Consider the following 11,556-nt stretch of genomic DNA (forward strand, 5'->3'; position numbering starts at 1 on the left):
AACGCAGTCACTCGACGCAACACGGAAGACGAGCGAAAAGAAAAGCAAGGCGTCCCTCAGGCGATCTCGCAGGCTTCCTCGAAACTCAAGCGTGGCCCGCGCGGGTGCAGCGCCGCGGGATCGCCGACGCCAAGATTGCACAGAAAATTGGCCTGGTAACGGCCGTCCGGGAAGAACGCGGCGTTGAGCTTGCCAGCATCGAAGCCGGACATCGGCCCGCAATCCAGACCCAGAGCACGCGCGGCGAGAATCAGGTAAGCGCCTTGCAAGGTGCCGTTGCGTGCGGCGGTGCTGGCAGCCAGTTCTGCGTTGCCGGCAAACATCGGCCGGGCGTCGTAGGCCGGAAACATCGTCGGCAGATGCTCGTAGAAGCGGCTGTCGGTGGCAACGATTACGGTTGCCGGGGCAGCCAGCGTCTTGTCCAGGTTGCCGGGCGACAGCGCTGGCGCCAAGCGTGCCTTGCCCTCGGCGCTGGTCACGAAGAGCAGCCGCGCGGGCTGGCAATTCATGGACGTCGGACCCCACTTCATCAAGCTGTACAGGTGACGCAGAGTCGCCTCGGGAAGGGGCTCGGGGGCGAAAGCGTTGTGGGTTCGCGCTTCGCAGAATAGTTGGGCGAGTGCTGCGCTGTTCAGGCTTCTGGTCATGTGCTCTCTCCTCCGGAGGTTTGGGTGGGTGCTGAGCAAGCGGCTGTGGATGCCCGCTGCAGCGCTTCGCCGCTTTGGCTTCTTGCGTCCGTTGCGGCTATTTCGGCCGCTTCGTCCGTTTCGTCCGTTTCGTCTTTCTCGTTATTAATGTGAAAGTCGCGCAAGCGACTCACGAAACTCCCTTCTCCCCTTGCGGGAGAAGGGGCAGGGGTGAGGCGGGGAATTCAGGGAGCATGCTCCCTGCCCGGCGAACGATTCCGGCGTGCAAGCCGGAATGCGCACGGCAAGTGAGAAGGAAACGGTCATGACTTTCATGATTTGGGGTGTCTCCACGTGTCATGACCGTTAAAGCTTCTTGTGGCTGCCGTCGCACAGCGGCTTGTTGGCGCTGTGCTTGCAACCGCAAAAGTAGAGCTTCGCGGCCGCTTCCGCTTTGTACTCCAGCGGCAAGAAGGGGCCAGCTTTGTGGCTACCGTCGCAGAAAGGCTGCTTCTTGCTGTTACCGCAAGCGCACCACCAGTAGGTCTTGCCAGCTTCGACATCAACCGCGTACGGCGCTTGTTGGGCAACGGTGGGCTTGTTCTCGCTCATGGCAGTCTCCAGTTTCTTGTTGTTGCTCGCCAAAACGGCAAGCCGGGGCGGGGCCCGAGGGCCCCGTGTGAAGGCCAGTCTACTGCTTCAGGGCTTCGACGGCGATGCTTAGTGTCACCTCGTCGCTCACGTAAGGCGCGTTCTTGCCGGCGTTGAAGTCGGAACGTTTGATCTGGGCGACGGCATTGGCGCCGATGGCGTCCTTCTTGAGCATCGGGTGCGGCATGGCGTGAAACGAGGTGACGGTCAGGGTCACCGGCTTGGTCACCCCCTTGATGGTCAGCAGACCTTCGACGGACACCGGCTTGTCGTCTTCAAATTTCACGGCCGTCGACTGGTAGGTGATGGTCGGATAATTCGCGGTATCGAAATAGTCCTCGCCCTGGATATGCTCGTCGAACAATGGGTAACCGGTATCCACCGACCTGGCGTCAATGCTGATGTCCACCGCGCCGGTCTTGGCCGCACGGTCGACAACGATGGTCCCGGACGTCTTGTTGAAGCGCTGGATCTGCTTCGAGTAACCAAGATGGTTGTATTCGAAACGCGGATAGGTGTGGTTCGGATCGACGACAAATGTTTCGCCTGCAGCGAATACCGGCGCTGCGAAAAGACCGCTGAGGGCGACAATGGCAAAAACTTTGCGCGGGGCAACTTGCCTCTTCATGCGACATCTCCTTGAGATGGGAACGATGGTTAATGGATATTCTGCAGACGGATCCGAACTGCTCGCCGGCAACGGCTTACTTGCCGGCTGCTGCGGGTGCAGCGACGATGTGAAACTTGATTTGCACTTCGTTGGCGACGGCGCTGACATCGGACCAGATGCCGTCACCAACACCGAAATCGAGGCGCTTGAGGATGAAAGCGCCGGCGAAGATAGCATTGCCATCCTCCTCCCGGAAGCTGAAAGGTGCGCTGACATCCTGCGTCTTGTCCTTGATGCTCAGCTTGCCAACGAGTTCGAACTTGTCGCCGCCGAGCGGACGAATCGCCGTCGCAACGAAAGTGGCGGTGGGGAACAGTTTGACGTTGAACCACGGCTTGCCGACCACCTCGCCGTCGGCCTCCGCCGAGCCGGCATCGACACTGGCCAGGTCGAGCTCGAGCCTGGCAGTCGCTGCCGCCGGCTTGGCCGGATCAAAAGCCAGCGTCGCGGAGAACTTCTTGAAGCGGCCGTCGACCGCCACCCCCATTTGTTTGGAAACGAACTGCAGCGTGCTCTTGTCGGCCTGGAACTGCGAAAACTCGACCGCCTGCGTGGCGCCACTGGCGACCAGCAGCGCGGCCAGCAGCGCGACCGGGATTGGGCGAAGGATGTTCATGTATTCTCCATGGGTGCGTCGAACGCGGGAAGGTTTCTCTACGGGTCAGCGGCTTTGCGCCTGCGATTGCGTGCGGGTCTGGGTCTGGGGGGACTCCTGCCGGCACTTGCGCAAAGGCAGCATGCGCGACAGGATGTCGTCGCGGTCGATGAGATGATGCTTCAGCGCAGCGCCCACATGCGCGACCACCAGCGCCGCCAGACTGAGGTTGAGAATCTTGTGCACCGTCTGCAGCAACTCGCCGAGTTCCTTGTCCTTGCCGAGGACATCCGGCAGCGGCAGGACGCCAAAATACACGGTCTGGAAACCTTTGGCAGAGCTCATCAGCCAGCCGCTCAGTGGGACCGCGACCATCAACACGTAGAGTAAATGGTGCATGCCGTGCGACGCGGTCTTCTGCCAGCCCGGCATCGCCGCCGGCAAGGGCGGCGGCCGGTGGCCGGCTCGCCACAGCAGGCGCAGCAGGACCAGCATGAAAGCGGTCACGCCGGCCCACTTGTGCCACGAATAGAGCTTGAGCTTGTCGGGTGAGAGCGGCAGTTCGTGCATGTAGATGCCGAGGCTGAACAGGCTGATCAGGAGGATGGCCATCAGCCAGTGCAGGGCCATGGCAGCATGCGAATAGCGGCTGTCGGTCATCGTGTTGGGCATCGTCGTCACCTTCTTTCCGGTTTGTTGGCAGCTCTTGCCGCGCCAGGGGTCGACAGTTGAGGGTCGAAAACTGAAAACGCGCCTTGTCCTGTGATCCCGTCTTGTCGCCTCGCGTCTCCGACTTCAATGCGTAGCGAAGAGTTCCTGCGCCAGGCAGGCCAGCGGACGCGGCGGATGGTCGACGAGAGCAGCAAAATCCGTGCTCAAGCGTGCGCACTTGTCGGCGGCCACCGCCGAGTACAGGTGCCAGGTACCGCAGCGGGTGCGGAAGCTCATCGACTACCTCGCTGCGCGCATCGGCGAGCAAGCGTACTGGGAAGCCCTCAGGCAGCAAGGACCCGCAGCGGCCGTTGCAGACTGTACATGCGTTATGCGATTATCTGCTGGCCAACCACTGCCGCATCCGCAAGGCAAGCGAGACAACTTAAAACAAACAACTGGAGGATGTGAAATGATCAACAAGCCCGTATGGGACGAATCGATATTGACCAGGGATGGCCTGTTTCCGAGCGTCCTGGCGATTGGCGATTCGTGGTTCTGGTACCCGAAGAATAATCTTCTCAACCAGCTGCACAAACGCCTGAACCGCAAGAAGCGCCACCTCATCCTGGTCCGTGGCCACAGCGGTGCCGAAGCCGTCGAGTACCAGTCAGGCCCGATTCGCGAGCAGATCGAACGCGACCTCGATCGCAAGAAAGGCTATGGCCGGACGATTAAAGCGGTTTTTCTGTCTGGTGGTGGCAACGATTTCGCCGGCCGTGACGATCTCGGGAAGCTGCTCCTGGAAGACTGCTCCGACGCCACTTCAGCCTTCGCCTGCTTGCGTAGCGGCCAGCCGAAGCAGCTCTTCAGCACCGTCATCGATGCCCTGCTCAGCGTCGTCACGCTGGTCGAGGAGAAAATTCCCGGCACGCCGGTCTTCGTGCACAGCTACGACTATCCGCCGCCAAACGGCAAAGGCTTCCTCGGTCTCGGACAGTGGTTGCAGTTTCCGATGGATGCAGCCAAGGTCGATCGCGCTCTGCAACCGGAGGTGGTGAAGCTGCTGATCGACGAATTCTGGATATGTCTTGAAGAAGCGCAGGCGAAAGCGCCGACACTGCAACTGGTGGACGGGCGCCATACCCTGAAACCCGAAGACGATTGGGCCAACGAGTTGCATCCGACGGTACGCGGCTTCAATCGCCTCGCAAAATGCTGGCGGCCGGCGCTGGAACGGACAGGAATCGCCTGAGCGGAGAGCTGCCCCACCTGCCGACCCGCCTGTTGCCGCATTTTGACGACGTCGGCTTGACCGCCCCGGCTTGACCACCGTCGTGGCTGGCCGGCTGGCACGGCGGTCGGCTTGATCATCAACCCGGCCGCCGACAAAACCCTCAGGCGGCCGCCTGCCGGGTAACGCCACCGACGCGCAGCGCGGTCAGGATCGACAGCCCCCACAATGCGGCAATGCCGATCAGCACCGCGGCGAAACGCCCGCCGTCCATGAGCCCGCCGAAGACCAGCGGCGCCAAGGCCAGGCCGGTATCGAGCCCCGAGTAGACAAAGCCGTAAACGCGGCCGTAGGCCGCCTGCCCGAAGCGCGAAGTGGCCGCCCGGCGTACCAGCAGGTCACGCGATGGGCCGGCGATTCCCGTGCAGTAGCCAATACCGACCATCAGCGGCAACACGCTCCACTGCGGCAGCGGCAGCAGCGCCAGCGCGATAGTAAGCAATGCCCCGGCGCCGAGCGCCGCAGCAATCAAGCGTTCCTGTTCACCTTTCTGCGCCAGGAAACCGCCGGTCAGAATGCCGCCGGCACCACCGACCAGATACGCCGAAAGCGCCGTCGCTCCGGCCGCCAGCGACAGACCGTGCAGGTTTTGCAGGATCGGCATCACGAAATTCTGAATGCCGCCAAAGGCGGTGGTAATCAGCAGAAAGAATAAAAAGCACATCCAGACCGCCGGCGAGCGCAGAAAACCGAATGCCGAAATCGCCTGCCCACCCGCTGCGCCGCTGACCAGTGAGCCCGGCGGGTCAGCAAGTGTCCGCCGCCGCCAGGCGAAGAGCAGCAAAGCCAGCGCCGCGATCCCCGCGGCGGCCAGCGCGGCCACCCGCCAGCCGGCAGTCGCGGCAATCCCGGTCATGAACACCGGCGCCAGCGCCCAGCCCAGATTGCCCGACAAGCCGTGAATCGAAAACGCGTGCCCGAGCCGGTGCTGCGAGACGTGCCGGTTGAGCACCGTGAAGTCGGCCGGGTGGAAAACACTGTTGCCCAGCCCGGCCAGCGCGGCAACCAGGGTCAAGCCAAGGTAATCGTCGACCACTGACAGCAGCAGCGCCGCAAGCAGAAAACACGAGATGCCGCCGCCAAGCACCCTGGCCGCGCCAAAGCGATCAACCAGGAAACCCGCCAGCGCTTGCCCAATCGCCGAGACGACGAAGAAGATCGTCATCGTCGCGCCGATGCCGGTAAAGCTCAAACCAAAATCGTGCATCAGCCACGGAAACAGCGGCGGCAAGAGCAAATGAAAGAAATGCGAAACGCCATGTACGAAACCGATCAAGCAAATCACTTCCAGATCGTGGCTTTTTTTTTTCAGGCAGGGACGCGACAGCGCTGGTCATGGCAAGGCTCCGGTGCGGAAAGTCGGAGTCTAGCCGCTTCTCGCCGGCGCCGCGCACTAAAACCGCCAAGGAAGATCCGCGGTAGACGTTCGCAGCATCAAGTTCGATACTACGCCCCTGTTCTGAAGGAAACCCTGTGGAAAACCTGTTCGCCTGTCTGCAGTCTTCTGTCGCACGCCTGGCCGAAAGCGAGCCGCTCCGGCTTCGTCACGCGAACATCGCCCTCCCCGTATGGATCCGTGCGGCAACTGTGCCGCGAGCCGCCCGGAGTCAGCTTCAATGACTCTCCAGCGCTTTTTCTTCGCGCTCTACATCCTGCTGCTCGCACCGCTCGCCGACGCGCAACTCAGCCTGCCCAAACAGCTCTTCGGAGCCTCAAAGGAAGCCAGCAAGCCGGCTGAAGCGACCACGACGGAAGCCGTCGACCCGCGTGCCGAGGCGGCGACGCTGCTCGCCGAAGCGCGCCGTCAGCAAGATGAGCAACGGCTGAAGGACCGCGCGGCAACCGAGAACGGCTCGCCGATCAGCGAGCGCCAGCGCCTGCTTGGCCGACTGGTACTGCTCTACGGGGAACGCGTGAACCTGCTCGACGAGCTGGATACGCTGAACAACGCGCCACCCGAGACCCCGAACCAGCGAACGCTTCTGGCCGAATTCGACGGACCGCCGCCCTACTCCGCCTTGCGCGTCGATGCCCTGCGCGATGAATACGATACGCTGAGCGAACATTTGAAAAGCCTGGCCGCGGCCGGACGGGCACTCGAAGAACAACAAACCGAGTTGATCGACGCGCGCAAGCGAGCCAGCAAAGCCGTTCGCCTGGCAGAGGATCGGCTGGCGAGTGCCAACAAGCGGGAGCAAGTCGACAAGGATCGCGACAACCGTGAACTTGCGTCACTGGGCCAGCGACAGGTCGAGGCTGACCTGACCACGACCACGCTCGGGCGAGAACTCATCCAGCGGGAAGTGGAAAAACTGCAACCGCTGCGCGAGAAAATGCAGCGTCTCCTTGCCCGCGTGCTACCCGAACAGCGTCTGAGCAAGGAGGATTTCGAGCAGCAGAAGGCAAGCTTGCGTGGCCGGCAGAACAGGGTAAGCGCCGAAATCGATCGGGTCGTTGCCGCAAACAGCAAGCTCGCAGCCGAACGCGAGCGACTGGCGAAACTGCTGACGGGCGCCGATCCCAATGGCCCCATCGCGCATCGCATGCGGGTGCTTGATGTGCAGATGGAGACCGGCCGCCTGACGCTGATGACTTTGAGCTGGCTGGACGGCCTCATTCAGATCGCCGGCAGCGCCTGGGAACAGCGTTTCGTCGGTTTCCGCTCCGACGATTCCGCTACCCGCCAGGCGGTCCTTTCGGCGCTGCAGCGGACCGCTGAAGAACTCGCCAGCCGTCAGGACCTATTCCGTGAAATGCAGGACGGGGCGCGCACCGCGGTCATGCAGCAAGCGCTACGGCTTGACAATACCTCGCTCAGTTCCAGTGCCAGATCACAGGAGTCGGCGATTCTGCAGGCCCTGGAGAAGCGCGTGCAGGACTACCAGAGCGTGGAAATCGCGGGCCGGCAGCTGTATCGTCAAATCAAGCGCTGGCTGAAGGATTTCGGCTACAGCGGCGAAGCCGTCGACGCCGACGATTGGAAGCTCGGCGCGCTGCAGATAACGAACATCCTTAAACAGATCTGGGACTTCGAAATGTTTGCGGTCGAGGATTCGACCTTCGTCGACGGCAAGACGGTAAGCGTTAGCTATGGGATAACCGTCGGCAAGAGCATCGGCGCGATCGCCCTGTACATTGTCGGCTACTGGCTGTTCTCGCTGCTCTCGGCGCGCTTGCAGCGACTGATGGTCAGCCGCTTCCGGGTCGACCAGCAACTGGCCAGCGTCATTCGTCGCTGGTCGATGATCGCGCTGGCCCTGGTGCTGGTGATCTTCATCCTCAATCTGGCGCGCATCCCCCTTACCGTTTTCGCGTTCATGGGTGGTGCGCTGGCAATCGGCATCGGCTTCGGGACCCAGACGATCATCAAGAACGTCATCAGCGGCATCATCATCCTCTTCGAGCGCAAGATTCGCGTCGGCGATATCGTGGCCATAGAAGGGATGACTGGCTACGTCACCCAGGTTGACCTGCGCGCATCAACGCTGCGCGGCTTTGATGGTCTCGAAGCGCTGGTGCCCAACTCGAGCCTTCTGGAAAACCAGATCATCAACTGGACCTATTCCAATACCCATGTCCGGCGCGAAATCCGGATCGGCATCGCGTACGGGTCGCCGGTGCGCGACGCTGCCGACATCATCTCCGGCTGCGCCGACGATCACGGGCAGGTCTTGAGCGATCCGAAGCCGGAAGTCTTCTTCGAGGACTTCGGCGACAATGCGCTGCTGCTGGTGCTGGTCTTCTGGGTTGAGCTGGGGCCGAATCTGATGGGACGACGGGTGGACAGCGACCTCCGCTATGCGATGGAGAAACGTCTCGGCAAGGCCGGAATCACGATATCGTTCCCGCAGCGCGACGTACACCTCGATCTTTCACAACCACTGCCAGTGCGAGTCGTGCAGGCACCCGCAAGTGAGGGCGGAGAAAGGCAGGCAAGCGCCGCGCAGCGAAACGCTCAGCCGACAGAAAAACACGACGACGAAAGGAAAACGCCATGAACCAGAAGCTTCGTGACCGCATCGACCGCCCCGGCCAAAAGAAGATTCTCGCCTGCGACGGTGGCGGCATCCTGGGCCTGATCAGCGTCGAGATCCTGGCCAGGCTCGAAGCCGAGTTACGCGCCAAGCTCGGCAAAGCCGATCTGGTGCTCGCCGACTACTTCGATTTCGTCTGTGGCACCAGCACCGGGGCGATGGTCGCAGCATGCATTGCGGCGGGCATGTCCAGCGACCAGATCCGCAAGTTCTACGTCGAAAGTGGCCAGCAGATGTTCGACAAGGCATCCCTGTTGAAGCGTCTGAAGTACAGCTACAACGACGAGCCGCTGGCGCAGAAGCTGCGCAGCGAGCTTGACGCGGCGCTCGCCCATCCCCCCGTGCCCGGCGAAGCCAACGCCACCCTCGGCGACGCCAATCTGCGCAGCATGCTGATGATGGTGATGCGCAATGCGACCACCGATTCCCCCTGGCCGGCCCAACAACCCGCGCGCCAGGTACAACCAGTTCGACCGCCAGGACTGCAATCTGCGCCTGCCGCTCTGGCAACTGCTCCGGGCAAGCACCGCCGCGCCGACTTTCTTCCCGCCCGAGGTGGTCACCTTCGCGCCGGGTACGGACAGGGAGTATCAATTCGTCTTCGTCGGCGACGGCGTCACCACTTACAACAATCCGGCTTTCCTGGCTTTCCAGATGGTCACCGCCGCGCCTTACCCGGTCGCCTGGCAGACCGGCACCGAAAAGCTGCTGATCGTCTCGGTGGGAACCGGCGGCGCGGCCAATGCCCGCCCCGATCTGAAGGCCGACGATCTGTGGCTGCTCGACAACGCCAGGAACCTGCCCGGTGCGCTGATGAACGCCGCTTCGGCCGGTTGGGACATGGCCTGCCGGACGTTGGGCGAATGCCGCTTCGGCCCGTCCATCGACCGTGAATTTGGCGACATGGTGATGGCCCCGGGGGGAAAGCAGCAATGCCAGCGCCGGCAAGCAGTTCGCCTACCTGCGCTACGACCCCGACGTCAGCCAGGCGGGCATCGACGCGCTCGGCCTGCGTGGCATCGACGCCAGGAAAGTGCAGGTCATGGACTCGGTAAAAAACATCGGCGACATCCAGAAGGTCGGTCAGACCTATGCTGCCAGAAGCGTTTCAATCGACCATTTGCGGGGCTTTTCCTGAGCGAGAAAAGCGCTTCCGCAGGCTAAGCCAGAACGCACAACGGACACTCAGGGGCGTGGCCGCGAACGACGATCGAGCATGGCCAACAGCGGCGGATCCTGGTTGTAGATGTCCACGCGAAAGGACACCGCGCCCAGGTGATCGGCGGCGTCGGAGCCATCGGCGACGGCTGTGCGATAGAGAAGCATCACCGGTACATGCCGGCCCACCGGCAGCGTTCGCGTGCGTGCGCTGGCGATCGCGGCGGTCAGAGCTTCCTCGTTCCAGCGCTCCGGATCGTCGAGCAACAGCAGCGCCAGCTCGCGCGGTTTCTCGAGCCGCACACAACCCGAACTGAGGGCCCGCGCGGGCTTGCTGAAAAGCGCACGCGACGGCGTGTCGTGCAGATAGATGGCGTAGCCGTTCGACAGCGAGAACTTGACCCGACCAAGTGCTCCGCGGGAACCGGATTCCTGCACGACTTGGTACGGGAAGCCTCCGCGTTTGGCACTGCTCCAGTCGATCTGCTCCGGAGCCACCGCCTGCCCGCTACGGTCAACGATGCGCAAATTGTGCTGTTGCAGGTAGGCCGCATTACGGTTCATGCCCGGGATCACGTCCTCGCGCAGAATGGTCGGCGGCACCACCCATTTCGGATTGAGCACCAGATGCTGGACATGGTCGAGTAGCACCGGCGTTTCGCGGGCCGGACGCCCAACCATTACTTTCGATGACCACACCCGCGCCCCATCGAGCTGGAGAGCTGCATTGAAGCTGGTGATATCGACCACCAGGCGATCCGCAGTCATGTCACGCGCCACCCAGCGCACACGTTCCAGGTTCACGCGGATTTGCGCCACGCGTTCGGCCGCGCTGACGTTCAGCGCGGCGATAGTGTTGCTTCCCACCGCCGCGTCGGGGCGCAGGCCGTGCGCCGTCTGGAAGCGCTGCACGGCCTCGGCAAGCGCCTTGTCATAGCGCGAGGAATCGCCGCGCGCGCTGGCCTTGCCAAGCTTGTGGCCCTGGTGTTCACCCGCTGCATCCGCTTTATCCGCTTTAGCCTCGGCCAGCCAGCCCTCCGCCTGCAGGCGCGCGCGTAGCGCCCGTACGCGCGCGTCACTCTCACCGGGACGCAGCGTCGGACCGTCGGGGACGCTGGGCCAGCCTCCCTTGGCGGCCAGGGCTGTGAACCGTGACAGGGCTTGCTGCAAACCACGATAAGCTGCGTCCTGCGGTGCCAGTGCCGCCAATGCGGTCTGCAGCGAGGCGGCGTCGAGCAGCTCGTCCAGCGTTTGCGCGCGCTCCTGGACACCGGGCGGCGGGGAGAAATTCCAGGTCGAATACAGCGCCGAGGGATCGACCTTGCCGTAGCGCAGCTGCCGCACAAGGCGCGCCAGGGTCTCGGTAAACAGCAGCTCGCGGCGAAGGATCATCTGCGCATCGTCGTCGCTTCGGGCAGCCATCTGACGCAGTGCGACAATGTCAAAATCTTCTGGCGCCAGACCGTGCTCCCGGCTGGCCTCGACCGCGGCGATCAGTTCGCCCCGGCGCGCGTTGTCGGTCCACGCCGGTCGATAGCCCCGTCCGTAATAGAAGAGCCGGATGGCGGCGGCCTCCTCGCTCGATCCGCCCAACGACACAACACTGGCTGGCTCGTTCAGGACCTCCTCGAGGCGCTGCGCCACTGTCGTAGCCGGCGCTTGCGGCGAAGAAAGCGGCGCCGGCCTGCTGGCGAAGGCGCCTGGCCCTGCGACCGCCTGCGCCAACGCCGGCCCAGCAAGCCCGGTCAACAGCATCGCCACAGCGAGCCGCCCAAGCGACGCTGTGGCCGCCCTTCGAACCACCCCGGCACCGCCCAACAAGTCATTGTTCCAGAAGCGCATTTCTTGCAATCCCTGAGAGTGGAAAGACCTATCCA

Annotated in this window: 11 protein-coding genes and 1 pseudogene; 4 read left to right on the forward strand and 8 right to left on the reverse strand. The window is 62.9% G+C overall.

Translation table 11 applies throughout. The features are described 5' to 3' along the window. Positions 1-56: 56 nt before the first annotated feature. The 6 genes from E4Q23_RS11175 to E4Q23_RS11200 all read right to left on the reverse strand — a co-directional run bounded on the left by E4Q23_RS11175 (position 57) and on the right by E4Q23_RS11200 (position 3,490). Positions 57-647, reverse strand: a complete 591-nt coding sequence (locus E4Q23_RS11175; protein WP_169066706.1) for a malonic semialdehyde reductase — start codon at positions 645-647, stop codon at positions 57-59. 345 nt (positions 648-992) lie between these two features. Then, positions 993-1,238 carry a CDGSH iron-sulfur domain-containing protein gene (locus E4Q23_RS11180; protein ID WP_169066707.1) on the reverse strand — a complete coding sequence of 82 codons (246 nt, stop codon included), beginning with the start codon at positions 1,236-1,238 and terminating at the stop codon, positions 993-995. Positions 1,239-1,317: 79 nt separating this feature from the next. After that, the gene (locus E4Q23_RS11185; protein WP_169066708.1) at positions 1,318-1,905 is read right to left on the reverse strand and encodes a YceI family protein; all 588 of its coding nucleotides are present in this window, start codon (positions 1,903-1,905) and stop codon (positions 1,318-1,320) included. 76 nt (positions 1,906-1,981) lie between these two features. After that, entirely contained in the window at positions 1,982-2,563 is a 582-nt protein-coding gene (locus E4Q23_RS11190) for a YceI family protein (protein WP_169066709.1), read from the reverse strand. A gap of 45 nt (positions 2,564-2,608) precedes the next feature. Next, positions 2,609-3,214 (reverse strand): cytochrome b, encoded by a 606-nt coding sequence (locus tag E4Q23_RS11195; protein ID WP_248595379.1) that lies wholly within the window; start codon positions 3,212-3,214, stop codon positions 2,609-2,611. Between the two features lie 123 nt (positions 3,215-3,337). Next, positions 3,338-3,490, reverse strand: coding sequence for a hypothetical protein (locus E4Q23_RS11200; protein WP_169066710.1), 153 nt, complete (start codon positions 3,488-3,490; stop codon positions 3,338-3,340). A gap of 175 nt (positions 3,491-3,665) precedes the next feature. Here E4Q23_RS11200 and E4Q23_RS11205 point away from each other — a divergent pair, with 175 nt between their 5' ends. After that, positions 3,666-4,448 (forward strand): SGNH/GDSL hydrolase family protein, encoded by a 783-nt coding sequence (locus E4Q23_RS11205; RefSeq protein ID WP_169066711.1) that lies wholly within the window; start codon positions 3,666-3,668, stop codon positions 4,446-4,448. Positions 4,449-4,590: 142 nt separating this feature from the next. Here E4Q23_RS11205 and E4Q23_RS11210 read toward each other — a convergent pair whose 3' ends face one another. Beyond that, a complete protein-coding gene (locus E4Q23_RS11210; RefSeq protein WP_336511669.1) occupies positions 4,591-5,772 on the reverse strand; it encodes an MFS transporter in 1,182 nt (393 codons plus the stop codon). 331 nt (positions 5,773-6,103) lie between these two features. Between E4Q23_RS11210 and E4Q23_RS11215 the strand changes: the two genes are divergently transcribed. The 3 genes and pseudogenes from E4Q23_RS11215 (at position 6,104) to E4Q23_RS23830 (ending at position 9,685) form a co-directional block, all read left to right on the forward strand. Continuing rightward, entirely contained in the window at positions 6,104-8,485 is a 2,382-nt protein-coding gene (locus tag E4Q23_RS11215; RefSeq protein ID WP_169066712.1) for a mechanosensitive ion channel domain-containing protein, read from the forward strand. After that, positions 8,482-8,781 (forward strand): annotated as a pseudogene (locus E4Q23_RS23825) (patatin-like phospholipase family protein); the annotation flags it as partial. The gene E4Q23_RS11215 and the pseudogene E4Q23_RS23825, both read left to right, overlap by 4 nt. A gap of 151 nt (positions 8,782-8,932) precedes the next feature. Continuing rightward, complete coding sequence (locus tag E4Q23_RS23830; RefSeq protein ID WP_248595389.1) at positions 8,933-9,685, forward strand: hypothetical protein; 753 nt, start codon at positions 8,933-8,935, stop codon at positions 9,683-9,685. 21 nt (positions 9,686-9,706) lie between these two features. Here E4Q23_RS23830 and E4Q23_RS11225 read toward each other — a convergent pair whose 3' ends face one another. Beyond that, complete coding sequence (locus E4Q23_RS11225) at positions 9,707-11,521, reverse strand: L,D-transpeptidase family protein (protein ID WP_169066713.1); 1,815 nt, start codon at positions 11,519-11,521, stop codon at positions 9,707-9,709. Positions 11,522-11,556: the final 35 nt, after the last annotated feature.

Source organism: Candidatus Accumulibacter phosphatis (assembly GCF_012939955.1).
Classification (GTDB): Bacteria; Pseudomonadota; Gammaproteobacteria; order Burkholderiales; family Rhodocyclaceae; genus Accumulibacter; species Accumulibacter delftensis.